Origin of the sequence: Pseudomonas fluorescens, assembly GCF_900636825.1 — a bacterium.
In the GTDB taxonomy this organism is placed as follows: domain Bacteria; phylum Pseudomonadota; class Gammaproteobacteria; order Pseudomonadales; family Pseudomonadaceae; genus Aquipseudomonas; species Aquipseudomonas fluorescens_BG.
The window spans coordinates 4,196,250-4,223,038 of record NZ_LR134318.1 but is presented as its reverse complement, the minus strand read 5'-3'; the positions used below and the strand labels follow the sequence as shown (position 1 = coordinate 4,223,038).

The 26,789-nt window shown below is 61.2% G+C and carries 23 protein-coding genes; 14 read left to right on the top strand and 9 right to left on the bottom strand.

What is annotated here, in order from left to right; all coding sequences use genetic code 11:
* Positions 1–45: 45 nt before the first annotated feature.
* Positions 46–840 carry an SDR family NAD(P)-dependent oxidoreductase gene (locus EL257_RS19105; protein ID WP_126365243.1) on the top strand — a complete coding sequence of 265 codons (795 nt, stop codon included), beginning with the start codon at positions 46–48 and terminating at the stop codon, positions 838–840.
* Between the two features lie 29 nt (positions 841–869).
* Positions 870–2,144: a beta-ketoacyl-ACP synthase II gene (gene fabF, locus EL257_RS19100; protein ID WP_126365241.1), complete on the top strand. Its 1,275-nt coding sequence runs from the start codon at positions 870–872 to the stop codon at positions 2,142–2,144.
* 52 nt (positions 2,145–2,196) lie between these two features.
* Here fabF and EL257_RS19095 read toward each other — a convergent pair whose 3' ends face one another.
* Both EL257_RS19095 and eat read right to left on the bottom strand, forming a co-directional pair.
* Positions 2,197–2,364: a DUF2897 family protein gene (locus EL257_RS19095; protein ID WP_100847753.1), complete on the bottom strand. Its 168-nt coding sequence runs from the start codon at positions 2,362–2,364 to the stop codon at positions 2,197–2,199.
* 1,297 nt (positions 2,365–3,661) lie between these two features.
* Positions 3,662–5,026: an ethanolamine permease gene (gene eat / locus EL257_RS19090; RefSeq protein ID WP_126365239.1), complete on the bottom strand. Its 1,365-nt coding sequence runs from the start codon at positions 5,024–5,026 to the stop codon at positions 3,662–3,664.
* A gap of 415 nt (positions 5,027–5,441) precedes the next feature.
* Between eat and kdpF the strand changes: the two genes are divergently transcribed.
* The 6 genes from kdpF to EL257_RS19060 all read left to right on the top strand — a co-directional run bounded on the left by kdpF (position 5,442) and on the right by EL257_RS19060 (position 13,697).
* Positions 5,442–5,531, top strand: coding sequence for a K(+)-transporting ATPase subunit F (gene kdpF, locus EL257_RS19085; RefSeq protein WP_007899818.1), 90 nt, complete (start codon positions 5,442–5,444; stop codon positions 5,529–5,531).
* A gap of 8 nt (positions 5,532–5,539) precedes the next feature.
* Positions 5,540–7,234, top strand: coding sequence for a potassium-transporting ATPase subunit KdpA (kdpA, locus tag EL257_RS19080; RefSeq protein ID WP_126365237.1), 1,695 nt, complete (start codon positions 5,540–5,542; stop codon positions 7,232–7,234).
* A gap of 10 nt (positions 7,235–7,244) precedes the next feature.
* Complete coding sequence (kdpB, locus tag EL257_RS19075) at positions 7,245–9,302, top strand: potassium-transporting ATPase subunit KdpB (RefSeq protein ID WP_126365235.1); 2,058 nt, start codon at positions 7,245–7,247, stop codon at positions 9,300–9,302.
* A 230-nt stretch (positions 9,303–9,532) separates the two neighbouring features.
* Positions 9,533–10,078 carry a potassium-transporting ATPase subunit KdpC gene (gene kdpC, locus EL257_RS19070; RefSeq protein ID WP_126365233.1) on the top strand — a complete coding sequence of 182 codons (546 nt, stop codon included), beginning with the start codon at positions 9,533–9,535 and terminating at the stop codon, positions 10,076–10,078.
* Between the two features lie 223 nt (positions 10,079–10,301).
* Positions 10,302–12,953 (top strand): sensor histidine kinase, encoded by a 2,652-nt coding sequence (locus EL257_RS19065; RefSeq protein ID WP_126365232.1) that lies wholly within the window; start codon positions 10,302–10,304, stop codon positions 12,951–12,953.
* A gap of 48 nt (positions 12,954–13,001) precedes the next feature.
* Entirely contained in the window at positions 13,002–13,697 is a 696-nt protein-coding gene (locus EL257_RS19060; protein ID WP_126365230.1) for a response regulator, read from the top strand.
* A gap of 155 nt (positions 13,698–13,852) precedes the next feature.
* Here the strand turns inward: EL257_RS19060 and EL257_RS19055 are convergent, their stop codons facing one another.
* On the bottom strand, positions 13,853–14,899 hold the full coding sequence (locus EL257_RS19055) for a patatin-like phospholipase family protein (RefSeq protein WP_126365228.1): 1,047 nt from the start codon (positions 14,897–14,899) through the stop codon (positions 13,853–13,855).
* A 216-nt stretch (positions 14,900–15,115) separates the two neighbouring features.
* On the opposite strand from EL257_RS19055, the gene EL257_RS19050 reads away from it, so the two are divergent.
* From EL257_RS19050 to EL257_RS19040, 3 genes are all read left to right on the top strand, one after another.
* Complete coding sequence (locus EL257_RS19050) at positions 15,116–15,394, top strand: hypothetical protein (RefSeq protein WP_016770894.1); 279 nt, start codon at positions 15,116–15,118, stop codon at positions 15,392–15,394.
* A gap of 110 nt (positions 15,395–15,504) precedes the next feature.
* On the top strand, positions 15,505–16,263 hold the full coding sequence (locus EL257_RS19045) for a CHAD domain-containing protein (protein WP_126365226.1): 759 nt from the start codon (positions 15,505–15,507) through the stop codon (positions 16,261–16,263).
* A gap of 222 nt (positions 16,264–16,485) precedes the next feature.
* Positions 16,486–17,280 carry an acyl-CoA thioesterase gene (locus EL257_RS19040; RefSeq protein WP_126365224.1) on the top strand — a complete coding sequence of 265 codons (795 nt, stop codon included), beginning with the start codon at positions 16,486–16,488 and terminating at the stop codon, positions 17,278–17,280.
* 1 nt (position 17,281) lies between these two features.
* Here the strand turns inward: EL257_RS19040 and EL257_RS19035 are convergent, their stop codons facing one another.
* From EL257_RS19035 to EL257_RS19025, 3 genes are all read right to left on the bottom strand, one after another.
* Positions 17,282–17,647 carry a terminase gene (locus EL257_RS19035; protein ID WP_126365222.1) on the bottom strand — a complete coding sequence of 122 codons (366 nt, stop codon included), beginning with the start codon at positions 17,645–17,647 and terminating at the stop codon, positions 17,282–17,284.
* 188 nt (positions 17,648–17,835) lie between these two features.
* Positions 17,836–19,317, bottom strand: a complete 1,482-nt coding sequence (locus EL257_RS19030) for a methyl-accepting chemotaxis protein (RefSeq protein ID WP_126365220.1) — start codon at positions 19,315–19,317, stop codon at positions 17,836–17,838.
* A gap of 170 nt (positions 19,318–19,487) precedes the next feature.
* A complete protein-coding gene (locus EL257_RS19025; protein ID WP_126365218.1) occupies positions 19,488–20,294 on the bottom strand; it encodes a TatD family hydrolase in 807 nt (268 codons plus the stop codon).
* 235 nt (positions 20,295–20,529) lie between these two features.
* On the opposite strand from EL257_RS19025, the gene EL257_RS19020 reads away from it, so the two are divergent.
* From EL257_RS19020 to EL257_RS19010, 3 genes are all read left to right on the top strand, one after another.
* Positions 20,530–21,951: a transglycosylase SLT domain-containing protein gene (locus tag EL257_RS19020; protein ID WP_126365216.1), complete on the top strand. Its 1,422-nt coding sequence runs from the start codon at positions 20,530–20,532 to the stop codon at positions 21,949–21,951.
* Positions 21,952–22,064: 113 nt separating this feature from the next.
* Positions 22,065–22,499: a DoxX family protein gene (locus EL257_RS19015; protein ID WP_126365215.1), complete on the top strand. Its 435-nt coding sequence runs from the start codon at positions 22,065–22,067 to the stop codon at positions 22,497–22,499.
* 249 nt (positions 22,500–22,748) lie between these two features.
* Positions 22,749–23,057 (top strand): class I SAM-dependent methyltransferase, encoded by a 309-nt coding sequence (locus EL257_RS19010; RefSeq protein ID WP_126365213.1) that lies wholly within the window; start codon positions 22,749–22,751, stop codon positions 23,055–23,057.
* Between the two features lie 6 nt (positions 23,058–23,063).
* On the opposite strand, the gene greB is transcribed toward EL257_RS19010, so the two are convergent.
* The 3 genes from greB to EL257_RS18995 are packed head-to-tail and all read right to left on the bottom strand — an operon-like array spanning position 23,064 to position 26,783.
* Complete coding sequence (gene greB, locus EL257_RS19005) at positions 23,064–23,561, bottom strand: transcription elongation factor GreB (protein ID WP_126365211.1); 498 nt, start codon at positions 23,559–23,561, stop codon at positions 23,064–23,066.
* Positions 23,562–23,595: 34 nt separating this feature from the next.
* Complete coding sequence (locus tag EL257_RS19000; RefSeq protein ID WP_126365209.1) at positions 23,596–26,100, bottom strand: ABC transporter permease; 2,505 nt, start codon at positions 26,098–26,100, stop codon at positions 23,596–23,598.
* Positions 26,100–26,783 carry an ABC transporter ATP-binding protein gene (locus tag EL257_RS18995; RefSeq protein ID WP_007964778.1) on the bottom strand — a complete coding sequence of 228 codons (684 nt, stop codon included), beginning with the start codon at positions 26,781–26,783 and terminating at the stop codon, positions 26,100–26,102. Before EL257_RS18995 ends, EL257_RS19000 begins: the two co-directional genes overlap by 1 nt.
* Positions 26,784–26,789: the final 6 nt, after the last annotated feature.

The window sequence follows — 26,789 nt, the reverse complement described above, 5'->3', positions numbered from 1 at the left end:
CTGGCACACATCGTTCCGGCGGCGATTTTTCTCAGGAGCACTTTCATGAATTCTGTCCAACCCAAAGGTATGGCTCTCGTCACTGGCGCATCGTCGGGTATCGGGGCGATTTATGCGCAGCGACTTGCGGCTCGCGGATTCGATCTCTTGCTGGTAGCCCGTGACAAGGAACGCCTGGACAGCGCCGCCAGCACGTTGCGTGACGCCCACGGTGTTCAGGTCGAGGTGCTCAAAGCCGATCTGACGCAAAAGGATGATGTGCTGAAACTTGAGCAGCGTCTGCGTAGCGACTCCAACATCAGCTTGCTGGTCAACAATGCGGGGGTGGCTGTGGACGGCCTGCTGGCCAATGCTGACCTTGATCAATTGGAGCGCATGATTCAGCTCAACATCACTGCTGTGACACGTCTGGCATCGGCCGCTGCCGCCGGTTTCACCAGAGCCGGGCGCGGCACGATCATCAATATCGGTTCGGTGGTGGCGCTGTTTCCCGAGCAATTCAATGCCGCCTATAGCGCGAGCAAGGCCTATGTCCTGAGCATGACGCAGTCACTGAACGCGGAGCTCGAGGGCACGGGTGTGCAGGTTCAGGCGGTGTTGCCTGGTGTTACCCGCACAGAGATCTGGGAGCGCTCCGGTATCGACGCCAGCGTCATTCCGGCGGAGATGGTCATGGAAGCCAGTGAAATGGTCGATGCGGCGCTCGCGGGATTGGATCAGGGCGAATTGATCACGATTCCTTCGCTGCCTGACGCGGAGCAATGGCAGGCTTTCGTTGCCGCACGCCATGTCATGGCGCCGAACCTTTCTCGCAGTTCGGCTGCTCAGCGCTACAAGTAATACAAGATCATTGCAGAGGTAACCACGGTATGGATCAGCGTCGAATCGTAGTCACGGGCATGGGCCTGGTTTCTCCGTTGGGGAGTGATGTCGAAGCCGTCTGGAAACGTTTGTTGGCCGGTCGTTCCGGTTTGCGCAAACTGGACGAAGCGGTGGTGGCGGATTTGCCGACGAGCGTCGGTGGCAGAGTGCTGACCTTGCAGGAAGATGCGGAGGCCGGGTTTGATCCGAATCGCGCCACGCCGCCTAAAGAGCAGAAGAAGATGGACCGCTTCATTCTCTTCGCCATGGAAGCCGCACGGCAAGCGTTGGCCCAGGCTGGATGGCATCCTGAGGACGTCAACGATCAGGAGCGTACGGCGACGATCATCGGCTCCGGCGTCGGCGGTTTCGGCGCAATTGCCGATGCCGTGCGCACCACCGACAACCGTGGCCCGCGGCGTTTATCGCCGTTTACCATTCCGTCTTTTCTGGTCAATCTAGCCGCCGGCCATGTATCGATTCAGCATCAACTCAAAGGTCCGCTGGGCGCACCGGTGACGGCATGTGCCGCCGGGGTTCAGGCGATTGGCGATGCAGCACGGCTGATTCGTTCCGGCGAAGCGGATATTGCGCTGTGTGGTGGTGCAGAGGCTTGCATCGACCGCGTCAGCCTCGCCGGTTTTGCCGCCGCGCGTGCGTTGTCGAGCGGTTACAACGACACCCCGGAGCGTGCCTCGCGGCCGTTTGACAGCGGGCGCGACGGCTTCGTCATGGGTGAGGGCGCCGGGTTGTTGGTGATCGAGTCGCTTGAGCATGCTTTGGCACGCGGTGCGCAGCCGTTGGCCGAGCTGGTCGGCTACGGCACGACCGCCGACGCTTATCACCTGACCGCCGGGCCGGAGGATGGCAGCGGTGCGCGTCGGGCGATGACATTGGCATTGGCACAGGCCGGCATCAGAGCGGATCAGGTCCAGCATCTCAATGCCCACGCGACCTCGACCCCGGTGGGCGATCTCGGTGAGTTGGCGGCGATCAAGGCGTTGTTCGGCACGCAGAATAAAATCGCCGTGACGTCGACCAAATCCGCCACAGGTCACTTGCTCGGCGCTGCCGGCGGGTTGGAGGCGATTTTCACCTTGTTGGCTATCCGCGATCAAAAGGTGCCGCCGACGCTCAACTTCGATAATCCCGACCCGGCCAGCGAAGGGGTGGATATTGTTCACGGCGAGGCAAGGTCAATGCCGATCGAATATGCCTTGTCCAACGGCTTCGGATTCGGCGGCGTGAACGCCAGCGTGTTGTTCAAACGTTGGAACGAATGAAGCCCAGTCGGGCTCGCATAAACAAACCCCGCCATTGAGGCGGGGTTCTTTGTCAGCGGTCTTGCGCCTCTTTGGCATCCGCTTCGGCGTTGCGCTGGGCCACGCGTTTGCGTTCTTCATCGGTCAGTTCGACCTTGTTGGCGGTATCGCGCAACATCATCAGACCGCCAACGATCGAGCCGATTGCAACAACCAGAATCAACCAGGCATACCAGGGCATAACGGCTCTCCTTAATCGCAGATCGACGGGCGAGGGTTTCGCTGTGCGATGCTGCTACCACTTATGAGCGAAATGACTTCGCAGTGGTTCCATTCTAGGCCGCTTATGCCCGCCGCACCCGAATCCCTGTAGGAACTGCCGAAGGCTGCGATCTTTTGCTTTTTTAAAGATCAAAAGATCGCAGCCTCGGTTCCCTCGTCAGCTCCTACATGGGAATCAGAGGCCGGTGAGCACCGCATCCGCTGGTGCTAGGCCGCTTATGCCCGCCGCACCCGAATCCCTGTAGGAACTGCCGAAGGCTGCGATCTTTTGCTTTTTTAAAGATCAAAAGATCGCAGCCTCGGTTCCCTCGTCAGCTCCTACATGGGAATCAGAGGCCGGTGAGCACCGCATCCGCTGGTGCTAGGCCGCTTATGCCCGCCGCACCCGATTCCTTGTAGGAGCTGCCGAAGGCTGCGATCTTTTGATCTTTAAAAAAATCAAAAGATCGCAGCCTCGGTTCCCTCGTCAGCTCCTACATGGGGATTAGAGGCCGGTGAGCATCGCATCCGCCGGTGCTAGGCCGGTTATGCCCGCCGCACCCGATTCCTTGTAGGAGCTGCCGAAGGCTGCGATCTTTTGATTTTGAAAAAGCAAAGATCGCAGCCTCGGTTCCCTCGTCAGCTCCTACATGGGAATCAGAGGCCGGTGAGCACCGCATCCGCTGGTGCTAGGCCGCTTATGCCCGCCGCACCCGATTCCTTGTAGGAGCTGCCGAAGGCTGCGATCTTTTGATCTTTAAAAAAATCAAAAGATCGCAGCCTCGGTTCCCTCATCAGCTCCTACATGGGAATCAGAGGCCGGTCAGCATCGCATCCGCTGGTGCTAGGCCGCTTATGCCCGCCGCACCCGATTCCTTGTAGGAGCTGCCGAAGGCTGCGATCTTTTGATCTTTAAAAAAATCAAAAGATCGCAGCCTCGGTTCCCTCGTCAGCTCCTACATGGGAATCAGAGGCCGGTCAGCATCGCATCCGCTGGTGCTAGGCCGGTTATGCCCGCCGCACCCGAATCCCTGTAGGAGCTGCCGAAGGCTGCGATCTCTTGACCTTAAAAAAAATCAAAAGATCGCAGCCTCGGTTCCCTCGTCAGCTCCTACATGGGAATCAGAGGCCGGTGAGCATTGCATCCGCTGGTGCTAGGCCGCTTATGCCCGCCGCACCCGATTCCCTGTAGGAGCTGCCGAAGGCTGCGATCTTTTGATCTTTAAAAAAATCAAAAGATCGCAGCCTCGGTTCCCTCATCAGCTCCTACATGGGGATCAAAGGCCGGTCAGCATCGCATCCGCCGGCGCATCGGCACGCAGTTGTCCGGTCAGGAGGAAATAACAGAATCCCACCGCCATGAACCCGAGGAAGATCAAGCCGATCAACGTGTTGAACCAGGCCATCGCCACCAGACACACCACTGCCAGAACCAGCGCGATCATCGGCACCAGCGGATAGCACGGTGCGCGGAAGGTGCGCTCCAGATTTGGCTCGGATTTACGCAGTTTGAACAGGCTGAGCATGCTCATGATGTACATCACGATTGCGCCGAACACCGCCATGGTGATCATCGCCGCCGTGAGGGTCATGCCGCCGAGGTTGATCAAGCCGTCGCTGTAAATGGCTGCGATGCCGATGAGGCCGCCCGCGATGATGGCGCGGTGTGGCGTTTGAAAGCGTGAGAGTTTAGCCAGAGAGGCAGGCAGATAACCGGCGCGGGCAAGGGCGAAAAATTGCCGCGAATAGCCAAGAATGATCCCGTGGAAACTCGCCACCAGCCCGAACAGGCCGATCCACACCAGCATGTGCAGCCAGCCGGAGTTGTCGCCGACCACGGTTTTCATCGCTTGCGGCAGTGGATCGTTGATGTTGGCCAGGGTGCGCCAGTCGCCGACACCGCCAGCGAAGAACATTACGCCCATCGCCAGCAACACCAGCGTCAGAATCCCACTGATATAAGCCTTTGGAATCGTCCGTTTCGGATCCTTGGCTTCTTCGGCCGCCATGGCCGCGCCTTCAATGGCGAGGAAGAACCAGATCGCAAACGGAATGGCCGCGAACATACCGGCAATCGCCGGCGCACCGAATACGTCGGAACCGGCCCAGCCATTCAGGGCGAAGTTGCTGAAGCTGAACGCCGGCGCGACCACACCCATGAACACCAGCAGTTCAGCAACGGCCAATACGCAGACGATCAATTCAAAAGTCGCCGCCAGTTTCACCCCGAGAATGTTCAGACCCATGAACACGATGTAGGCGCCGACCGCGGCGTGTTTCGGGTCAAGCGTCGGGAATTGCACATTCAGGTAGGCGCCAATGGCCAACGCAATGGCCGGCGGCGCAAAGACGAATTCGATCAGCGTGGCCAATCCTGCGATCAATCCGCCTTTCTCTCCGAAGGCGCGACGGCTATAGGCAAACGGGCCACCCGCGTGGGGAATTGCGGTGGTCAGTTCGGTGAAGCTGAAGATGAAGCAGGTGTACATGGTTGCGACCATGAACGAGGTGACCAGAAAGCCCAGCGTGCCGGCCACACCCCAGCCGTAACTCCAGCCGAAATATTCCCCGGAAATCACCAGCCCCACGGCGATGCCCCACAGATGCAACGTGCCCAGCGTGGGTTTGAGTTGTGTGTTCATGCGCTTGCTCCCTGAACGGTTTGGAAAGCTCGGGGGAGGGCGCGTGCAGTGGCCGTGCCAGTGCGCTGAAACAAGTCGTAATGAGTTCAAAGCTGTCGCTGGGGGGATGTTCAAGTCGCAGCATCAATAAATCGGTGCGCCATTTGGGTGCGGTGGCGACAGCACCGCCGCCATCGCGGGCGAGCCCGCTCCCAGAGTGATCTCGGTCGGTCACAAATATTGCGTACACCCCAGAAACCTGTGGGAGCTGGCTTCCCAGCGATGAGGCCAGCGCAAACACCGCGGTAAACCGCACATCACCCCACTCTTTACGCTTTCTTTATGCCCCGCGCGCGCCGTCGCTCTCGTTCCTTTACAGCCTCCTTCCCGACAATCACCTCACACACGGCAATACGCCGTAACACGGAGATTTTCCATGAGCGTTCTGGACGGGGTGTCGCTGCTGCTGGCAGTGGGGCTGTTCATTTATCTGTTGGTTGCGCTGTTGCGCGCAGACCGGAACTAGGAGCGGCTATGCACAGTTACGACTATTGGCTGATCCTCGGTTTTTTTGCGCTAGTGTTGCTGCCGGCGCCGTTCCTTGGGCGTTTCTACTACAAAGTTATGGAGGGCCAGCGCACATGGCTGACGCCGATCCTCGGCCCGGTCGAGCGCGGTTGCTATCGGCTCGCCGGGGTCGATGCGCAGGCGGAGCAGAGCTGGCAGAAATACACACTGGCGCTGCTCGCTTTCAACCTCGCCGGTTTCCTGCTGCTGTTCGCCATCCTGTTGTTTCAGGATCATCTGCCGCTGAACCCGCAAAATCTGCCGGGGCAGGAGTGGACGCAGGCGCTGAACACCGCGGTCAGTTTCATGACCAACACCAACTGGCAGTCCTACAGCGGCGAAGCCACGCTCAGCTATCTGAGCCAGATGGTCGGTCTCACCGTGCAGAACTTCGTCAGCGCCGCCACCGGTCTCGCCGTGCTGGTTGCGCTGTGCCGCGGCATCGGGCGCAAATCGACGAAAACCCTCGGTAACTTCTGGGTCGACATGACCCGCGCCACCCTTTATGGGCTATTGCCGCTGTGCTTGCTGCTGGCGCTGTTTCTGGTCTGGCAGGGCGTGCCGCAAACATTCGCGCAGTATGTGAATGCTGTGACCATGCAAGGCGTTGATCAGGTGATCCCGCTCGGCCCGGCGGCCAGTCAGATTGCGATCAAGCAACTGGGCACCAACGGTGGCGGCTTCTTCGGGGTCAACTCGGCGCATCCGTTCGAGAACCCGACGGCGTGGAGCAACCTGTTCGAAGTCGCTTCAATCATTCTGATTCCGGTGGCGCTGGTGTTTACCTTCGGCCATTACGTCAAGGACCTGCGGCAGAGCCGCGCGATCATCGCCTGCATGCTCGCACTATTCCTGATCGGCGGCGCCACGTCGCTGTGGGCCGAGTATCAACCGAATCCGACCCTGAACAATGCCGCCGTCGAACAGACCGCGCCGCTGGAAGGCAAGGAAGCGCGTTTCGGCACCAGCGCCACGGTGCTGTGGTCGGTGACCACGACGGCTGCATCCAACGGTTCGGTCAACGGCATGCACGACAGCCTCAACCCGCTCAGCGGCATGGTCGCGCTGGTCAACATGATGGTCGGCGAAGTGATCTTCGGCGGCGTCGGCGCGGGGCTCTACGGCATGTTGCTCAACGTGCTGATCGCCGTGTTCCTCGCCGGTTTGATGATTGGCCGCACGCCGGAATACCTCGGCAAGAAACTCCAGGCGCGGGAAGTGCAATTGCTGGTGGTGACCTTGCTGGTGATGCCGGTGGGCGTGCTGGTGCTCGGCGCGATTGCGGCTACGGTCCCCAGTGCAGCGGCGACGATCAGCAACCCTGGCCCGCACGGCTTCAGCCAGTTGCTCTACGCCTACACCTCGGCCAGCGCCAACAACGGCTCGGCATTCGGTGGCTTGAGCGCGAATACGCCGTTCCACAACCTGATGCTTAGCCTGGGCATGTTGATTGGTCGCTTCGGCTACATCCTTCCGGTGCTGGCGTTGGCGGGCAGCCTGGCGATGAAGAAAAGCGCACCGATCGGCCAGAACAGCTTCCCGACCCATGGCCCGCTGTTCGTCACGCTGCTGACCGTGACCATTCTGCTGGTCGGCGGCCTGACCTTCCTGCCGACGCTGGCGTTGGGCCCTATCGCTGAACATCTGAGCTTAGGCTTCTGAGGACTTATCGATGAATATGCCCGCAATCAAACCCGCCGCTGTCAAGGCGCCGGAACAAGCGAAAACGGCGATCTCGGCCCTGTGGCGGCCGGCGCTGGTGCAAGCGTTCGTCAAGCTCGATCCTCGGCAATTGGCTCGTTCGCCAGTGATGCTCGTGGTCGAACTGACAGCGGTTTTCACCACTGTCCTGTGCTTTCTCCCCGATGCCGAAGTGCCAACCTTCGTCGCCGCGCAAATCGCCTTGTGGCTGTGGTTCACCGTGCTGTTCGCCAACTTCGCCGAGGCCTTGGCCGAAGGTCGGGGCAAGGCCCGCGCCGACAGCCTCAAGTCCGGCAGCGAAGGTCTCGGCGCTCGCTGCCGACAGGCTGATGCCAGCTTCAAGATCGTGCCCGCCGCAAGTCTGCGCAAAGGCGATGTGGTGCGTGTCGAAGCCGGCGAGATGATCCCCGGTGACGGCGAAGTCATCGAAGGCATCGCTGCGGTCAACGAAGCGGCGATTACCGGTGAATCGGCGCCAGTGATTCGCGAGTCCGGCGGCGACCGTTCCGCCGTCACCGGCAACACACGACTGGTGTCCGATTGGTTGCTGGTGAAGATCACCGCGAACCCCGGTGAATCAACCCTCGATCGGATGATCGCGCTGGTCGAAGGCGCGAAACGCCAGAAGACCCCGAATGAAGTCGCGCTGGATATTCTGCTGATCGGCCTGACTCTGATCTTCCTGCTGGTGGTCGTGACCCTGCAACCGTTCGCGCACTTTGCCAATGGCAGCCTGCCGCTGGTGTTCCTTGTGGCGTTATTGGTCACGCTGATTCCGACCACCATTGGCGGTTTGCTCTCGGCTATCGGCATCGCGGGTATGGATCGTCTGGTGCGCCTGAACGTGATCGCCAAGTCCGGTCGCGCCGTGGAAGCGGCGGGTGATGTGCATGTGCTGCTGCTCGACAAGACCGGCACCATTACTTTCGGCAATCGTCGCTGCAGCGCGGTTTATGCGGCGCCGGGTGTGACCGCACGTGAGCTGGCCGAAGGTGCGTTGTTCGCCTCGCTGGCCGATGACACCGCTGAAGGTAAATCCATTGTCGAGTTCCTGCGCGGTCTGCATCCGCAACCGGAGCCGGCGCTGGAAACCCTGACCGCCGTGCCGTTCAGCGCTGAGACGCGTTTGTCCGGCGTCGATTATCAGGGCCGCGTGTATCGCAAGGGCGCGGTGGATTCATTGCTGGCGTTTCTCGGTCAGCAACGTACCGATCTGGCACCGGCGCTGGCGCGGGAAGTCGACAAGATTGCGCAGAGCGGCGGTACTCCGCTGCTGGTCTGTGCCGACGGCAAATTGCTCGGTGCGATTCACCTCAAGGACGTGGTCAAACCGGGCATCCGCGAGCGCTTTGCCGAACTGCGCATACTGGGGATCCGCACGGTGATGGTCACCGGCGACAACCCGCTGACCGCTGCCGCGATTGCTGCTGAGGCGGGCGTCGATGACGTGCTCGCCGAGGCCACGCCGGAGAAAAAACTGGCGCGCATTCGTCATGAGCAAAACGACGGTCGTCTGGTCGCGATGTGCGGCGACGGCGCCAACGACGCCCCGGCGCTGGCCCAGGCAGACGTCGGCATGGCGATGAACGACGGCACGCAAGCGGCGCGCGAAGCGGCGAACATGGTCGATCTCGACAGCGACCCGACCAAGCTGCTCGATGTGGTGCAGATCGGCAAGGAATTGCTGGTCACCCGTGGTGCGCTGACGACCTTTTCGATTGCCAACGACATCGCCAAATACTTCGCGATCCTGCCGGCGCTGTTTGCCTCGATTTATCCGCAGTTGGGTGTGCTGAACATCATGCACTTGACCAGTCCGCAGAGCGCGATCCTCTCGGCGATAGTCTTCAACGCGTTGATCATCGTCGTGCTGATTCCGCTGGCGCTGCGCGGCGTGCGGGTGCAAGCGGCGAGTGCGGCAGCGTTGTTGCGACGCAATTTGTTGATCTACGGGGTGGGCGGGATTCTGGTGCCGTTCGTGGGGATCAAGGCGATCGACATGCTGCTCACGGCGTTGCATCTGGTGTGAGGCTGAAAAAAGCCCCTCACCCTAACCCTCTCCCGGAGGGAGAGGGGACTGACCGAGGTGTTTGTGCGAGGTTCGCCGACCTGAAATTCCGAGCCGAGCTCAGGTTTTGAACAGCACCAGGATCGGCTTCCTTTCCCCCTCGCCCCCTTGGGGTAGAGGGCTGGGGTGAGGGGGAATAGATATTCCTGACACACAACTGAAGTTTGCCAAACGAATTCGAGGATTTTGAAATGTCCACAATGATACGCCCGGCCCTGACCCTGTTGGCGCTGATGACCCTGATCACCGGCGTCGCCTATCCACTGGCGGTGACCGGCGTCGCGCAAGTCGCATTCCCGGCTCAGGCCAACGGCAGCCTGATCCACGACGCCGACGGCAAAATCCGCGGCTCGGCCCTGATCGCCCAGGATTTCACCGGTGACAACTGGTTCCACCCACGCCCGTCCGCCGGTGCCTTCACCACGGTTGCCAGTGGCGCCAGCAACCTCGCCCCGAGTAATCCGGCACTCGCCACACGGGTGATCGACGATGCCAACAAGTTGCAGGTCCCTGGCCAGGGCCCGGTGCCGCTGGCGCTGTTGACCACCTCCGCCAGCGGCCTCGATCCGCACTTGCCACCGGCAGCAATTGCCTATCAACTGGCGCGAGTCGCGACAGCGCGAAACCTGCCGGTGTCGACCTTGCAGCGACTGCTCGACGCGCACATCGAACAGCCGCTGGTGGGCCCGCCGGTAGTGAATGTGCTTGAGCTGAATCTGGCACTGCAAAACCTGTAGATCAAAGGATCGCAGCCTTCGGCAGCTCCTACAGTCAGCATCGATCGTTCCCACGAATGCATCAATGGGCGCTCCGCGTCCGATTTGGTAAGACGCAGAGCGTCCCGGACGGCATTCCCACGCAGAGCGTTGGAACGATCAAATCGCATCACCTGTAGGAGCTGCCGAAGGCTGCGATCTTTTGAAGCTTCACCAATTTCCAACCGAACAAGGCAATCCCAGCATGAGCGACTCCGGCCGCGCCGACGCACTGTTAGCAGACCTGCCCCGTGATGGCCGCGGCCGCCTCAAGGTGTTCCTCGGCGCCGCCCCCGGTGTTGGCAAAACCTACGCCATGCTCCAGGCCGCGCATACGCAACTGCGCCAGGGCGTGAAAGCCCTCGCCGGCGTGGTCGAAACCCATGGTCGTGCCGAAACCGAGGCACTGCTTGCTGGCCTGCCGCAACAACCGCTGTTGCGCAGCGAATACCGTGGCGTGCTGCTCGAAGAAATGGACCTCGACGGCATCCTCGCCGCCCAGCCGAAGCTGGTGCTGGTCGATGAACTGGCGCACAGCAACGCCCCCGGCAGTCGCCACGCCAAGCGCTGGCAAGATATTCAGGAGCTGCTGTCTGCCGGCATCGACGTGTTCACCACCGTTAACGTTCAGCATCTGGAAAGCCTCAATGATCAGGTGCGCGGCATCACTGGTGTGCAGGTGCGCGAAACCCTGCCGGACTGGGTCTTGCAGGAAGCCTTCGAGCTGCTGCTGATCGACCTGCCGCCGCGTGAACTGCTCGAGCGTCTGCGCGAAGGCAAGGTCTACGTGCCGGAGCAAGCACGCGCCGCCATCGACGCGTTTTTCACGCAGACCAATCTCACCGCGCTGCGCGAGCTGGCGATGCAGACCGCCGCCGCGCAGGTCGATAACGATCTTGCGCAAGGCTATCGCCAGCTCGGTCAGGCTGCCCCCGCGGTGCGCGGGCGTTTGCTGGTCGGCGTCGACGGCGATGCGCAGGCCGAACGCTTGGTGCGTCACGCCAGTCGCGTCGCCCAGCGCCGCCATTTGCCGTGGAGTCTGGTGCATGTCGATAACGGCAGCGCTCGTGACGAGCAATCGCGGTTGCGCCTGCAAAGTGCCCAGCAATTGGCCGAACGTCTCGGTGGTGAGGTGGTGTTGCTGCGCGCGGGTGAAGTGGCGAAAACCCTGATCCAGCATGCCGCCGAACGTCGCGCCAGTCTGCTGCTGGTCGGTCAGTCGCGGCCACGTCTGCGCCGGCGTTTGTTCGGTGGCGGGCTGGCGGCGCGCTTGCTCCGTCAGGCCCATGGCCTGGAAATCAACGTGCTCGACAGTGACCACGAACAGCATCAGCCGCGCCCGCGCAACCCGGTGACGTTGGTGTGGTTCGATTATGCGCTGGCGCTGGTTGCGACGTTGTTGGCCAGTGGTTTGGCATGGGCGGTGTCGAGCGTATTGCCGCTGCCGAACATCTCGCTGGTGTTTCTCGCAGCAGTGCTGCTGGTGGCGGTGCGCAGCAGCCTCGGCCCGGCGTTGGCCTGTGCGGCGCTGTCGTTTCTGACCTACGATTTTCTGTTCATTCCGCCAAATTTTTCGTTCAGTATCCAGCGCGAAGAAGACGTGCTGACGTTACTGTTTTTCCTGTTGATGGCAGCGCTCACTGGCAATCTCGCCGCGCGGCAGCGCCGGCAATTGCAGGCGTTACGCGACACCCAGGAAGAGACCAGCGAACTGCTCGACCTGTCGCGAAAACTCACCGCCGCAACCGATCGCCAAGCGGTGGTCAGCGCCGCCGCGCAGCACCTCGAAGGCTGGAGCGATCTGCAACTGTGCCTGCTCAATCGCGATGGGCAGGGCGGCTGGGCGGTTGAGACCGGCGGGCCGTTGCAATTCAGCGAAGCGGAACGGGCCGCTGCCGACTGGGCGTGGCAACACGATCAACCGGCAGGCAAGGGCACCGGCACGCTGCCGTTCGGCCGCTGGTGGTGGTGGCCGCTTTCCGTTGAGGATGGCCCGCTGGCATTGCTCGGCGTCTGTGCCAAAGAGGGTCAGACGTTGAGCGGCCAGCGCCGCCGCTTGCTCACCGCATTGAGTCAGCCGCTGGCGCAAGCGTTGGCGCGGGCGCAGCTGGCGGACGACCTGGAAGCGGCGCGTCTGCATGGCGAAACCGAGCAACTGCGCAGCGCGCTGCTGGCCTCGGTGTCGCACGATCTGCGCACGCCGTTGACGGCCATGCGCGGCAGCATCGACAGCCTGTTGGCGCTGGGCGAAGCGATCCCGCTGGAGGATCGCCGCGAACTGCTTGAAGGCACGCGCGATGAAGCCGAGCGTCTCGACCGCTATATCCAGAATCTGCTCGACATGACCCGCCTCGGTCACGGCGCTTTGAAATTGGCTCGGGACTGGGTGTCGCCCGCGGACATTGTCGGCAGTGCGCTCAGTCGTCTGCGCGCGGTGCTGGCGCCGTTGCGAGTCAGCACCGAGGTGCCCGGCGAGTTGCCGTTGCTTTTCGTGCATGCAGCTCTGATCGAACAGGCCTTGGTCAACGTGATCGAAAACGCTGCGCGTTTCTCGCCGTCGCAAGGTCGCCTGCAAGTGCGCGCCGGCGCCGATGACCGCGAGATTTTCTTCTCGGTCAGCGATGAAGGGCCGGGCATTCCCGAGGAAGAACGAGCGAAAATATTCGACATGTTCTACACCGCTGCGCGTGGTGATCGTGGCGGGCAGGGCACCGGCCTCGGCCTGGCGATTTGTCAGGGCATGGTCGGCGCTCACGGCGGACGCATCACGGTGGCCGAGGGCATCGATGGCCATGGCACCTGCATCACGCTGCACTTGCCCTTGCAGACGCAACCGGGATTGGACAATGAAGCCTGATGCCGCTTGCGCTACTCTCTCGCCAATCTTCTCTGTTGATGTGAATTCATGAGCCAGACCGCGACCATCCTGGTCATCGACGATGAGCCGCAGATCCGCAAATTCCTGCGCATCAGCCTCGCGTCCCAAGGTTACAAAGTCCTCGAGGCCGGCACTGGGTCCGAGGGCCTTGCGCAGGCGGCGCTGAACAAACCGGACTTGCTGGTGCTCGATCTCGGCCTGCCGGACATGGACGGCCAGCAGGTGCTGCGCGAGTTTCGCGAATGGGCGACGACGCCAGTGCTGGTGCTGTCGGTGCGCGCCAGTGAAGGGCAGAAGGTCGAGGCGCTGGACGGTGGCGCCAATGACTATGTGACCAAGCCCTTCGGCATTCAGGAATTTCTCGCCAGAGTGCGCGCTCTGCTCCGCCAGGCGCCGACCGGTGAAACGCAGCAGGCCGCGCTGAGTTTCGGCCCGCTGACGGTGGATCTCGCTTATCGACGGGTGTTGCTCGATGGCCTCGAAGTCGCGCTGACCCGCAAGGAATACGCCGTGCTCGCGCAACTGGCGCGGCATCCGGGACGGGTGATCACTCAGCAGCAATTGCTCAAGGATATCTGGGGGCCGACGCACACCGAGGACAGTCATTATCTGCGGATCGTGGTCGGGCATCTGCGCCAGAAACTGGCGGATGATCCGACGCGGCCACGGTTTATCGTGACTGAGGCGGGGGTGGGTTATCGGCTGTTGAGTGAGGTTGGCTGAGCGGCCCCATCGCTAGCAGGGCTAGCTCCCACACTGGATTGCGTCGTTCACAAAACCCCTGTTGGAGCTAGTTGTGATCTCTCTGTAGGTTGTTCACAAAACCCCTGTGGGAGCTAGCCCTGCTAGCGATGACGGACTGACAGTCAGCAAAAAAATCAGCTGTGATCCCCTTGCTCGCGCTCATACCGATCCAGCGTATCACTGGCAATTTCCCGCCCCAGCGCGATCAACTCCGGTGCCTTGTAAAACTCGAAAAACCGGCACACCCGTTTCGGCACGTTGATCAGGATATCCGGTGGATAACCGGCAATTTTGTACTGCGCCAGCGACGTCTGCATCACCTCGAAACTCTGGTTGATCAAATCCAGCAGCGACGCCGGGCCGACGTTGTCGATGATGAATGAACCGGTCGCCGATTTTGGCGCGCCTTCGCGCTCGGGCGCCGCAGCCGGTTGCTGGCTTTCCGGCTCGACGCCTTCAAGCCACGGATTGATGTCCGCCGCTTCCGCGCGCAGCGCTTCCTGTTCCAGCTTCAGCAGTTGCTCGGCCTGTTTGCGCCGAAACGGCAGTTTCGACCCCAGCGAAGTGATCAGGCTGTCGAAGCGCGAGCGAAACGCCGGCGGACGTTCGATCACCGGCAGTTTGTATTGACGTTGATTGGTCGCATTGAGATTCACCGCAATGATCAAATCGCAGTGACTGGACACCACCGGCACGATCGGCAACGGGTTGAGAATGCCGCCATCCACCAGCATGCGGTTGCCCTGCATCACCGGGGTGAACAGGCTGGGAATCGCCGCCGAAGCGCGCATGGCTTGATGCAGGCAGCCTTCCTGAAACCAGATTTCCTGTTGATTGGTGAGGTCGGCAGCGACGGCCGTGTAGGGGATGCGCAGGTCTTCGATATTGATCTCGCCAACGATCTTGCGGATCTGCCCGAAGACTTTTTCACCGCGGATCGCACCGAGGCGAAAACTTACGTCGACCAGGCGCAACACATCGAGATAATCGAGGCTTTCGATCCAGCGTCGATAGTCATCCAGTTTGCCGGCGGCGTAGATCCCGCCGACCACTGCGCCCATCGAACAACCGGCGATGCAGGCGATGTCGTAGCCGCGTTTTTCGATTTCTTCAATGACCCCGATATGGGCATAGCCCCGGGCGCCACCGGAGCCCAGCACCAAGGCGACACGCTTTTTCATCAAACTTCCTCCCGACAAGTCTGCACAATGCACGTATCGCGCAAGCGGCTCAATCGCCAAGGTCGTTGCGCGCGTCAGTGACGTCGTTTTTCGCGGTCCTCTGGCGCTTCAGCGCTATGCTCTGCGTCACCGCGGTTTCACCGGCAGCCGAGGCACTTTTTCGCTGCCGGACCGTCTTACCTGCACGACTGTTGACCTGACCTTGAGGTGTGAGTGATGAAAGCCTGGATCTGTGTACCGTTGATGGCTTTGGTTCTGGCCGGGTGCGCCGGCAAAACCGCGTACCGCGACAGCTGCGGCAGCCAGCTCGACGCGGCCTGGCATGAGCTGGATCTGGCCAAGGCCGAAGGCTTTGCTGGCACCGTCAGTTACTCCAAAGCCCTGTCACTGCTGACCGCCGCCAAGACCCAGCAACAATTTGAAGGCTTCGAAGGCTGCAGCAAAAAAGCCGAGAAAGCCCGCTTCTACATTCGCGAATCCCGCGCAGGAAGATAGAAAAGCAGCTGCAAGTTTTAGCTGCAAGCGGCAAGCTCAAGGCGACCGCGTTCAGCTTGAAGCTTGAAGCTTGTAGCTCGCAACTTGCAGCTGTCTACGGAGTAGACCCCATGATTGATCGCTTGGTGGCTCATGTGTTGAGCCTGGATGTACGGCTGCTGGCGTGTCAGGCGCGACTGGCCGCGCGCACCGATCCCGAGGCGTTGCACGATTTGCGCACGACGGTGCGACGTTTGCGCAGCCTGTTGCGACCGCTGCGTGGGCTGCCGGGAGTCGAGCAACTGGAAGCAGCGGCTTCGGCAGTGGGTGATCTGACCACGCCGTGGCGCGATCGCGAAGTGCTCGCGACGTATCTGCTCAAGCACGATCAACCCGAGGCGGCGCAGCGGCGCATGGCGCAAATGGCCGAGGCGTATCCGGCGCTGGCGGCCAGTGCGGAAGTGGCCTCACTGCTGATGATTCTGGATGCTTTTCCGCGTTTCCTGCGTGCATCTCAGCGCCAGGGTTTGCTCAAGGGGCTGGATAAACGCATTGAAAAACGCCTCGGCAAGCAGTGGCAGAAACTCGACGCGGCGCTGCACGACCCGGCTCACGACCGCCATCGCCTGCGCCTGCTGATCAAGCGCGTGCGTTACGGCATCGAAGCTTATCCGGAGCTGGATCGCTTGCCGCAACCGGCGCTTAAACATTTGAAGTCTGCACAGGGCGCATTAGGCGACTGGCACGATTGCTGGCAATGGCTGGCGCGCGCCGAGCAGGAAACCGATCTGCAACCGTGTGTGGCCACCTGGCAAGCCGGGTTGATCAAGGCAGAGCTGAAGGCCGACCAAGTCCTGGAAAAACTCAGCGCCCGCTGCTTCAAATCCTGATATCGCCACCCCCCCCTGTAGGAGCTGCCGAAGGCTGCGATCTTTTGATCTTGATCTCGTTTTTTTCAAATCAAAATCAAAAGATCGCAGCCTGCGGCAGCTCCTACAGGGGCTGTGGTACTCCAAGGCCTTTCTGTCAGCCCATTTGACCGGAATAGACGCTGCGGTACCCCACAGCTCTGGTTAAGATCGCTGCATTCCTTCTCGCTCTCTGAGGTTGTCATGCGCTTTTGCGATCTGCTCGATGCTGTCCGCCAACAACCTGAAGTGACCATTCCTGCCGAATGGGGTCAGGGCCGTGCCAGTTTTGGCGGGTTGGTGGCCGCGCTGCAATTTGAAGCCATGCGCGCCAAGGTGCCTGCGCAGCGCCCGGTGCGCTCGCTGGCGATCACCTTTGTCGGCCCGGTCGAACCCGAAGTGCCCGTGAGTTTCGAGGTCGATGTGCTGCGCGAAGGCAAAGCCGTCAGTCAGGTGTTGGGCCGGGCCATGCAAAATGGTCAGGTGGTGACGATCATTCAAGGCAGCTTCGGAGCCTCGCGGCCCTCGGAAGTAGCTGTTGAAGCGTACCCGGCGCCGACCATGAAACATTGGGACGAATGCCAGGAGTTGCCTTACATCAAAGGCGTGACTCCGGAGTTCATGCGCCATCTGGCGATGCGCTGGACCATCGGCGGCATGCCGTTCACCGGGACGCCATCGCGCCAGATGGGCGGGTGGGTGCGCTTGCGTGGGGATGTCAAAGAGGAGCCGGTCAACGAGGCGCATCTGCTGGCTCTGGTTGATGCCTGGCCACCGGCGCTGTTGCCGTATCTGAAGAAGCCTGCGCCGGGTAGCACGTTGACCTGGACCATCGAATTCGTCCAGCCGCTACACGACTTGAGTACGCTGGATTGGTGCCAATACCTCGCCGATATCGAATACGCCGCCGACGGCTACGGCCATGTCGCCGCGAAGCTGTGGAGTGCTGAGGGAGAACTGATTGCCATGAGCCGCCAGACGGTCACGATCTTCGCCTGAGTCAATGCCGACGGTGGCGCTCACGCCAGGCACGCCACCAGCCACCGCTGAGAAAGAAGCGCGGGAAGGTCAGAAACTGCTCGACCAGCAAGCGCGATACCGCATCTTTGCGATCACTGAACGGCTCGGAGGCTTGCGCCTCCAGGCTGTGACCTTGGCGCTGCAAACCCAGCGCCGCGATGATGCCGATCACGCCGATCGCCACACTGGCCAGGCTCAGGCTGAAAACCCCGGAGACGATCAGCAGGAACGCGACGATGAACAACGGCACGGCCAGCAGGTGCAGCACCAGATTGGTCGGGTGCTGATGATTGCCCGGGTAGGCGCGCCATTGCCACGCAGGAAGGTTGGGGTGACGTTTGCCCATGTTTACTACTCCTCAATCCATGTTGAACTTCATGGTTGAAGAATAGGCCCGCGCGGGGAGGGCGGCGAATCGAGGTTGGCTATTGGCATCATAGGCATGATGTACAAAAAAGATCGCAGCCTGCGGCAGCTCCCACATTGGAATGCTTTCCCCCTGTAGGAGCTGTCGCAGGCTGCGATCCTTTGATCTTAGAGCTTCAACTGCCCGATCGCCTTGTTGAGCGCCCCAGCCAACGTCGCCAACTCATTGCTCGTCGTCGCCGAATCCACGGTCTGCCGCACAGTGTTCTCGGTCACGTCCCGAATACTCACCACCGCCCGGTTCATCTCTTCGGCGACCTGACTCTGTTGTTCCGCCGCCACGGCAATCTGCGTATTGCTTTCACGCATCTGCGCCACCGCGCCGGTGATCTCCGCCAGCGCCGCGCCAGCTTCTTGCGCCTGTTGCACGCAATCGTCAGCCTTGTAGGAACTCTCCTGCATGAAATCCACCGCATCGCGGGTGCCGGCCTGCAACGCCGAAACCATGCTGGTGATCTCGTCGGTCGAGGTCTGCACACGTTTGGCCAGGTTGCGCACTTCATCGGCGACCACGGCGAAACCGCGGCCCATCTCCCCGGCGCGTGCGGCTTCAATCGCGGCATTGAGCGCGAGCAAGTTGGTCTGTTCGGCGATGCTGTGAATCACGCTGACCACGCCGTTGATCTTCTGGCTGTCCTCGGCCAGGCGTTGAATCATTTGCGCCGTTTGCTGCACCCCGCTGGACAACCCGGCAATCGAATGTTGCACCCGTGCGACCACTTGCTGGCCGCTGCCAGCCAAGCCATCGGCAGCTTTCGACAAATCGCGGGTGGCGCCTGCATGCTGCGCGATGTGATAAACGGTGGCGGTCATTTCGTTGATGGCCGTCGCCGCCTGATCGGTTTCGCTTTGTTGGCCAAGCATGCCCTGACGCACTTCATTCATGCTCGACGCCAGCCGCGCGGTGCCGACATCCAGTTGCCGTGCGCTATTGGCCACCGTGGTTACCACGCGTTGATAACCGGCCTGCATCGCGTTGAAGGCATTGGCCATCTGCCCGACTTCGTCCTTGCCAGCCAGCGGCACGCGCGCCGATAAATCACCGGACTGTTCAACGTGCAGCATGACGTCTTTCAGCGTGTTCAGCTGGCTGAGCAGAAAACGGATCAGCAGTTGCGAAGCGCCAAGCATCGCCAGCATCAGGATGAACACCGCCAACGCATAGTTAGCGAAGCGTTCGCTGAACACTTGGCTCAGGCTCGGTGCATAGGCGATGACGGCTGCTCGCCCGCCGTCGGCACGGCTGAACACTTCTGCGCCGAGTAACGGGTTCTCGCCAAACAGCGGCGAAGTATTGATCGCGTTCCAGCCGTCGCTCTCGGTGACTTCCAGCAGTGGCTGATCGTTGAGCCGTGGCGCCTCACCGCGTTTGAAAGTAAGTAGCTGAGCGAATTTGGGCAATGGCTGCCCGGACGGCCAGGCCTTGAGTAATTGCGCCTGGGCCTGAGCAGACGCTTGGGCGGCATGACTACGCGCCTGCTGTTCGAGGTGCACGGCGTACAGCGCCAGCAGCAGAGTCGTGACGAAGGCAACGGCGTTGACCGCCCAGAATTTGTATTTCAGCGAGATATTGCTAAGCCAGGCACCCATGGAAGGTCTTCTCTGATAGCGGAAACAGTTTTGGCAAGGTGCCAGTATTGTGCCGCTATGCTGAGAGCCGTTTGTTGATGCGGATCAAAAGACCGCAGCCTCCGGCAGCTCCTACAGGATTTACGCCGTACCGGTGTAGGTGCTGCCGCAGGCTGCGATCTTTTTGCGGTTCAAACCAATGTCGGAAGGTTGTAGAAAACCCGGGCGCACGCGGTGGTATGCGCGGCCAGTGCTTCTTCGGTCTCGCCGCGATGCAGCGCAACCTCGCGCAGCACTTCGGTCAGATATGCCGGCTCATTGCGGCCGTTTTTCGGTTTCGGTCGCAGCGTGCGCGGCAGCAGATAAGGCGCATCGCTCTCCAGCATCAACCGCCCCGGTTTGATCTCTTTGACCAACGGATGCAGATGCGTGCCTCGGCGTTCATCGCAGATCCAGCCGGTGATGCCGATGTGCAAATCCAGGTCGAGGTAACTGAACAAGGCTTTTTGTTCGCCAGTGAAGCAATGCACCACAGCGGCCGGCAGTTGATCGCGGAAATCTCTGAGGATTTCCAGCAAACGCTGACTGGCATCGCGCTCATGCAGAAACACGGGCAGTTGCAGCTCGACCGCCATTGCCAAATGTTCTTCGAGGACTTTCTCCTGTTGCGGGCGGGGAGAGAAATCGCGGTTGAAGTCCAGTCCGCATTCGCCTACGGCAACGACGTTCGATTCCTTCAGCAAACTGCGCAAGCGGCGGGCGCTGTCGGCGTTCCAGTCACTGGCCGAGTGCGGGTGAATACCGGCAGTGGCGAACAGTCGCTGGCCGCTTTCATCGAGTTGCTGGCACAGCTCCAGCGCCTGTTCGCTGCCCTCGACGCTGGTGCCGGTCAGCACCAGTTGGCAGACCCCGGCGGCATAGGCGCGGTCAAGCACGCCCTGGTGTTTGTCGGCGAAACTTGGGTTGGTCAGGTTGACGCCGATATCGATGAGTTGCATGGTTGCTACCTCGGGCCGAAGGCCGGAAAGCATACCAGAGCTGTAGATTCATAAGAAAAGCCAAGAACTACAATGACTTATGACTGTCTGTTGAGGCCGCGGAAGACCGTGGGGTGGCAGTAATGCCATCACTGTGCCAGTCTCTCGCACTTTACCAGCGCACAAAGCGCTCTGTTTTCGCCGGTGATGTCGCCTATTTGACGGCGCAATCGCCCCGTATCCTTTCGGAGAGTGGATGTTTCGTCCCTCGGTTTTGCTCCTGTTGTGTGGTGCGTTGCTGCTGCCGATGACGGCGGTCGCGCGCCTGCCCGGGCCGCTGCAAGCCGTGCCAGCGACGAAAGTGCGCGACCTGTCGGATATCCGCAGCAGCCGAGTGTTGCGCGTGCTGGTCAATCAGAGCCGCAACAGCTCCGGCGAAGTTCAGGGCCAGGCCATCGGCGTCGAATACCATCGCCTGCGCGCGTTCGAGCAATACCTCAACGGCCATGCCCGCGACGGCCAGGAAGTCACCCTCAAGATCATTCCCAAAGCCAAGGACCAATTGCTCGGTGCCTTGCAGCGTGGCGAGGGCGACATGGTCGCGCCGGGCGAGTTGCTCGATCTGCCATCCGGTTATGCGGTCGCCAGCAGCGAACCGATCGCCAGTAATGTGCCGTTGGTGCTGGTCGGTATCAAGGGCGAGCGGCGCTACACCAAAGTCGAGCAGCTTTCCGGCAAGACCCTCGCGTTACCAACCGGCAGCGCCGCGGGGGAGGCGGTCAGTCAGCTCAATCAGAAACTGGCGCTGCACAAACTGGCGCCGATCAACATCGAATGGGTCGATCCGACGCTGGCGGTGGAGGATGTGCTGGAAATGGTCCAGGGCGGGATCTTTCACCTGACCATTGTCGAACAACCGATTGCCGAACGCTGGGGCAAGATTCTGCCGAAGCTGCGTCTCGACCGGCAACTCAACCTCGGCGAGCCGGGCGAGGAGCATTGGTTCGTGCGACGCGACGCGTCGATGTTGCGTGCAAGCATCGATCGCTTTCTCACCGGTTACAAGAAACCCTCAAACGAAGACGCGGCGTTTCTGCGCATCTACCGACGCCTGTATCAAGTGCACAATCCGCTGGCCAAGGCTGATCGCCAACGTCTGGAGAAGTTGCGCCCAACCCTGCAGAAACACGCCGATGCGCAAAACATGGACTGGCTCAACCTCGCCGCGCTGGCCTTCAAGGAATCGCGCTTGCAGCCCAATGCCCGCAGCGGCAGCGGGCCGACCGGGTTGATGCAGATCACGCCGTCCGCCGCACAACGGGTGGGTGTCAACAATATCCAGAATCTGGATGCAAACGTGCAGGCCGGTGCCAAGTACCTGGCAATGATCCGCCGCAAGTTCTTCAACAGTCCCAAGCTCAACGAGCGCGAGCGCATGGCGTTTACGCTCGCGGCCTACAACATCGGCCCGGAACGCGTGCAGGGCATGCGCGCCGAAGCCCGCCGTCGCGGCTTGAACCCCAACCAATGGTTTTTTCAGGTCGAGCGCATCGCCATGGAGCAGGTGGGAATGGGGCCGGTCAGCTATGTTAATAGCGTGAACAAGTACTACTTGGCATTCGACCGACAGCGCGAGTCTCTGGAGCCCGCGCAGCAGAAAGTGGTCACACGGAAGTAATCTAATAATTCGATTGTTATGGCGAAATATTTGCGCTTTAAACATGGAATAAACTGATTAATATGGCGACCAACCCAAACACATAAACACTTCTGCACCACAAGGAATGCACCATGAGCTCTCTGATCAACAAGGTTCTGTTCACCCGTGCCGGTTACGGCCTGACTGTCCTGCGCATTGCTGTCGGCGTGATCTTCGCCGCCCACGGTTCGCAGAAACTCTTTGGTCTGTTCGGTGGTTACGGCCTGGCCGGCACCGCGCAATGGATGGAAAGCATCGGTCTGACCCCGGGCTACCTGATGGCTTCGCTGGCGGGCGGTACCGAATTCTTCGCCGGTCTGGCGCTGATCATCGGTCTGCTGGTTCGTCCGGCGGCGCTGGGTCTGGCGTTCCTCTCGCTGGTCGCGATTTTCTCGGTGCATATCGGCAACGGTCTGTTCATGGCCAACAACGGTTATGAGTTCGCCCTGGCCTTGCTGGCCGGCAGCATCGCGGTGCTGATCGAAGGCGCCCGCAAGCTTTCGGCGGATCGCGCCATCGCCGGTTGAAGGCTCTGGCTCAAGCAAAAGGCCCGCATTGAGCGGGCCTTTTTTTGTTGCGGCTGATTCTTGACACCGATCGGTCACGTTCTCTAGGATGTTGCCCATGCGCCGATTTAAACAGCTACTTGCGGGGCGCCAGGTGACTTCAACAGTTGCCGTCAGAAGCTGGAACAGGGCTTCGAAATACCGCTAAAGCGCTGGTTCGGTGTTGCCTCTCACCTGCCATGCAGACATTTGAGGCAGAGACACGACACGATGAACGCACTACGCCCTCCAGCACGTCCCGCGCCGATCACGGCACATATCACCCAGCGCAACCCGAAAATCCTTCTTGGCGGCAAACATCAGCCGACGCTGTTGCGTTATCTCGATGGCTGGCCACGTCGCAGCGGCGGTCCTGCCGCGTTCCTGATCCAGTTCGTTGAAGACGGCGAGTCGCTGGCGCGGTTTGCCAATGACAGTTTCGATCTTGCAGTGATTCAGGCGTCCAGTGCAGAAGATGCGCCGGAAATGATCAAGCAACTGACCCGCGTCGCGCGCCAAGGTCTGATTACCCGTCGTTGATCCGGCTCAGGGGTATTCAATCGCCACGATGTAAACGAACTGCTCGCCGGTTGGCGTCTGCACCCGGACTTCCGCGTCCAGCGCCTTGCCAATCAAGGCGCGGGCCAGCGGCGAGTCGATGCTGATCAGACCCGATTTCAAATCCAGTTCATCCGGGCCGACGATGCGGTAGCGCGACTGTTTGCCGTCTTCGTCTTCGATGGTCACCCAAGCGCCAAAATAGACTTTATTCGGGTCGCTGGGTTTCTCGCTGACGACCTTGAGCGCTTCCAGGCGTTTGGTCAGAAAGCGCACCCGGCTGTCGATCTCGCGCAGCATCTTTTTGCCGTAGGTGTACTCGGCGTTTTCCGAGCGATCACCCTGCGCCGCCGCTTCACTGACAGCTTGCGTGACCTGGGGGCGGCGCACATGCCACAGCTCATGGAACTCGGCGCGCATCCGCGCTTCACCTTCGGGGGTGATCAGCGCGGTGCCGGCGGTGCGGGGAGGGCGATAACGGCTCATGGTAACTTCTTGTGATTAAGACCGCTGGAGTCTATCAACCCTCGCGCAACACTGTCAGTGGGCTCGCATTCAGCGCGCGACGTGTGCCGAACACGCCGGCGCCGCCGATCAGCGCCGCGCCAATCAATGGCAGCACCAGCAGCCATGGATGTGGATGCCACGGCAGGTCAAAGGCAAAGCGGTACAGCACCAGACTCACCACTTCCGAGCCAATCGCCGCGAGCAGGCCGCTGACTGCACCCAGCAAACCGAATTCAATACGCCGCGCCTTGATCAGCAACTGCCGTTCGGCACCCAATGCGCGTAACAGCGCACCTTGACGAATGCGTTCATCCAGCGTCGCCTGCAGACCAGAGAACAGCACCGCCATCCCCGCTGCCAGCACAAACAACAACACGTATTCCACCGCCAGAGTGACCTGGGCGAGGATGCTGCGCAGCTGTTCGAGCAGGGCTTCGACCTGGAGGATGGTCACCGCCGGGAAGGTGCGCGACAGTTCGACGATCTGCTGATCATGACCCGGTGCCAGATAGAAACTGGTCAGATAGGTCGCCGGCAAATCCTTCAATGTGCCGGGCTGGAAGATCATGAAGAAGTTAGGCTGGAAATTGTCCCAGTTGATCTCGCGCAGGCTGGTCACTCGGGCCTCGCGATTGACCCCGCCGACATTGAACACCATGTGATCGCCGAGTTTCAGCTTGAGGCTTTCGGCAACCTTGCCTTCCACCGAAACCCCCGGTACGTCGCCGGTGGGCTGATCGTTCCACCATTCACCGGCGGTGAGCTTGTTGCCCGCCGGCAAGTCCGCTGCCCAGGTCAGACTCAGGTCGCGCTGAATCGCACGATCACCGGCCGAATCCTTGCTGACGATCTGCTGCACCGGATCGCCATTGATGCTGATCAGCCGCCCCGGCACGACCGGGTAGAGCGGCGCGGCCTGCGCGGAGACTTTCACCAGGTGATCGGCAAAGGCCTGTTTGTCCCCTGGCAAGATGTTCAAGGCGAAATAGTTGGGGGCGTTTTTTGGCAGCTGATTCTGCCAAGTGTCGAGCAACTCGCCGCGCAGCAAAGCGATCAGCGCCATCGACAGCAGAATCAGGCCAAATGCCAGCGACTGACCGGCCGCTGCCAACGGGTGGCGCAGCAATTGCCCCAGACCCAGGCGCCAAGGCAGAGAAGCTCGAGCGAGCATCCGCCGCAGGCTTTGCAACAGCAATAACAGCAACCCGCCCAGTACCACCGCGGCAACCACGCCGCCACCGAGCAGGGCGAATGTCAGCAGCAGATCCAGACTCAGACGCCACATGATCAGCCCGAGCGCACCGAGTGCTGCGCCGTAGACCATCCACGTGCTCGACGGAATCGGCAGCATGTCGCGGCGCAATACCCGCAGCGGCGGAACACGACCGAGTGCAGCCAGTGGCGGCAAGGCGAAACCGGCGAGTGCCACCAGCCCGGTGCCAATACCGGCAATGGCCGGGAACAGGCCACCCGGCGGCACGTCGCTCGGCAGCAGGTCGTGCAGCAGCGCGAACAAACCCAGTTGAGCGAGCCAGCCGAGCAACGCCCCACTGACCGCAGCAATCAGCCCAAGCACAGTCAACTGCAGACTGAACAAGACCATGGTTTCCCGGCGTGACAAACCGAGGCAACGCAACAGGGCGCTGGCGTCGAAACGTCGACTGGCGAATCGATTGGCCGACAGTGCCACCGCCACACCGGCCAGCAACACGGCAACCAGGCTGGCCATATTCAGGTAGCGCTCGGCCTTGCCCAGCGCACCGCCAATCTGCCGGTTGCCGTCGCGGGCGTCCTGAATTCGCTGGTTGGCCGCGAGCCCCGGTTTGATCAATTGCCGATAGGTTTCCAGCGCCTGCGGCTCGCCGCGCCATAGTTCGCGATAACTTACGCGGCTGCCGGGTTGCACCACGCCGGTTGCGGCGAGGTCGTCGAGGTTGATCATCACCCGCGGCGTCAGGCTGTAGAAATTGCCGGCGCGATCCGGCTCGTACGTCAGCACGCGGCTCAGCTTCAAGGTCTTCATGCCGACATCGATGCTGTCGCCGATTTTGAGGTCCAGCGCGGTCAGCAGGCGCGCCTCGACCCAGGCTTCACCCGGTTGCGGCTCGCCGCCAATGTCTTCGGCGGCGAAGGGCGCCGGGGCGCTTTTCAGTTCGCCTCGCAGCGGGTAGGCGCGGTCGACGGCTTTGATGCTCGACAACTGGATGCCGTTGTCAGTGGCGATGACACTGGAGAATTCCACCACTTGCGCATGATTCAGGCGCAGCTCGGTGCCGCTGCGGATTTGTTCCTCGCGGGCCGGGGAGCTGCCTTCCAGCACCAGATCGGCGCCGAGGAATTCGGTCGCGCGCAGCAGCATGGCGCCGTTGAGGCGGGCGCCGAAATAGCCGATGGCCGTGCTCGCCGCGACGGCGACCACCAGCGCAAAGAACAACACGCGCAACTCACCGGCGCGGGCATCGCGCATGAGCTGGCGCAGGGCAAGACTGAACAGACGCAACAACGGCAGACGTGCCATCAAGGCTCCAGAGGGGCGACCAGCAACCCCGCTTCAAGACGGATCAGACGCCGGCAGCGATGGGCCAGACGTTCGTCGTGGGTGACCAGCACCAGAGTGGTGCCGCGTTCCTTGTTCAATTCGAAGAGCAGATCGCTGATGCGCTCGCCGGTGTGGCTGTCGAGATTGCCGGTCGGCTCGTCGGCAAACAACACATCGGGCTCGGCGGCAAAGGCACGGGCAATCGCCACGCGCTGCTGTTCGCCCCCGGAGAGCTGGCGCGGCGAGTGAGTCAGGCGCTGGCCCAGGCCAACCCGCTGGAGTAGTTCGGTGGCACGCTCACGCGCGTCTTTGCGGCCGTCGAGTTCCAGCGGCAGCATGACGTTTTCCAGCGCATTGAGACTGTCGAGCAGTTGAAACGATTGAAAGACGAAGCCGACATGCTCGGCGCGAATACGCGCGCGCTGGTCTTCATCCAGATTGCTCAAGCCTTGGCCGGCGAGGATGACTTCGCCGCTGCTCGGCAAGTCGAGCCCGGCAAGCAAGCCGAGGAGGGTGGATTTGCCGGAACCGGACGCGCCGACGATGGCCAGGCTGTCGCCCTGGTTCAGTTCCAGGCTGAGTTCGTGCAGGATAGTCAGTTCACCTTCCGCGCTAGGGACCACTTTGCTGAGGTTCTTCGCGGTGAGAATGCTTGCGCCCATGGAGAA

Bases quoted from the DNA above. Each gene is read 5' to 3' on its own strand.
- EL257_RS19105 (WP_126365243.1), top strand. From the start codon at position 46: ATGAATTCTGTCCAACCCAAAGGTATGGCTCTCGTCACTGGCGCATCG.
- fabF (WP_126365241.1), top strand. From the start codon at position 870: ATGGATCAGCGTCGAATCGTAGTCACGGGCATGGGCCTGGTTTCTCCG.
- EL257_RS19095 (WP_100847753.1), bottom strand. From the start codon at position 2,364: ATGCCCTGGTATGCCTGGTTGATTCTGGTTGTTGCAATCGGCTCGATC.
- eat (WP_126365239.1), bottom strand. From the start codon at position 5,026: ATGAACACACAACTCAAACCCACGCTGGGCACGTTGCATCTGTGGGGC.
- kdpF (WP_007899818.1), top strand. From the start codon at position 5,442: ATGAGCGTTCTGGACGGGGTGTCGCTGCTGCTGGCAGTGGGGCTGTTC.
- kdpA (WP_126365237.1), top strand. From the start codon at position 5,540: ATGCACAGTTACGACTATTGGCTGATCCTCGGTTTTTTTGCGCTAGTG.
- kdpB (WP_126365235.1), top strand. From the start codon at position 7,245: ATGAATATGCCCGCAATCAAACCCGCCGCTGTCAAGGCGCCGGAACAA.
- kdpC (WP_126365233.1), top strand. From the start codon at position 9,533: ATGTCCACAATGATACGCCCGGCCCTGACCCTGTTGGCGCTGATGACC.
- EL257_RS19065 (WP_126365232.1), top strand. From the start codon at position 10,302: ATGAGCGACTCCGGCCGCGCCGACGCACTGTTAGCAGACCTGCCCCGT.
- EL257_RS19060 (WP_126365230.1), top strand. From the start codon at position 13,002: ATGAGCCAGACCGCGACCATCCTGGTCATCGACGATGAGCCGCAGATC.
- EL257_RS19055 (WP_126365228.1), bottom strand. From the start codon at position 14,899: ATGAAAAAGCGTGTCGCCTTGGTGCTGGGCTCCGGTGGCGCCCGGGGC.
- EL257_RS19050 (WP_016770894.1), top strand. From the start codon at position 15,116: ATGAAAGCCTGGATCTGTGTACCGTTGATGGCTTTGGTTCTGGCCGGG.
- EL257_RS19045 (WP_126365226.1), top strand. From the start codon at position 15,505: ATGATTGATCGCTTGGTGGCTCATGTGTTGAGCCTGGATGTACGGCTG.
- EL257_RS19040 (WP_126365224.1), top strand. From the start codon at position 16,486: ATGCGCTTTTGCGATCTGCTCGATGCTGTCCGCCAACAACCTGAAGTG.
- EL257_RS19035 (WP_126365222.1), bottom strand. From the start codon at position 17,647: ATGGGCAAACGTCACCCCAACCTTCCTGCGTGGCAATGGCGCGCCTAC.
- EL257_RS19030 (WP_126365220.1), bottom strand. From the start codon at position 19,317: ATGGGTGCCTGGCTTAGCAATATCTCGCTGAAATACAAATTCTGGGCG.
- EL257_RS19025 (WP_126365218.1), bottom strand. From the start codon at position 20,294: ATGCAACTCATCGATATCGGCGTCAACCTGACCAACCCAAGTTTCGCC.
- EL257_RS19020 (WP_126365216.1), top strand. From the start codon at position 20,530: ATGTTTCGTCCCTCGGTTTTGCTCCTGTTGTGTGGTGCGTTGCTGCTG.
- EL257_RS19015 (WP_126365215.1), top strand. From the start codon at position 22,065: ATGAGCTCTCTGATCAACAAGGTTCTGTTCACCCGTGCCGGTTACGGC.
- EL257_RS19010 (WP_126365213.1), top strand. From the start codon at position 22,749: ATGAACGCACTACGCCCTCCAGCACGTCCCGCGCCGATCACGGCACAT.
- greB (WP_126365211.1), bottom strand. From the start codon at position 23,561: ATGAGCCGTTATCGCCCTCCCCGCACCGCCGGCACCGCGCTGATCACC.
- EL257_RS19000 (WP_126365209.1), bottom strand. From the start codon at position 26,100: ATGGCACGTCTGCCGTTGTTGCGTCTGTTCAGTCTTGCCCTGCGCCAG.
- EL257_RS18995 (WP_007964778.1), bottom strand. From the start codon at position 26,783: ATGGGCGCAAGCATTCTCACCGCGAAGAACCTCAGCAAAGTGGTCCCT.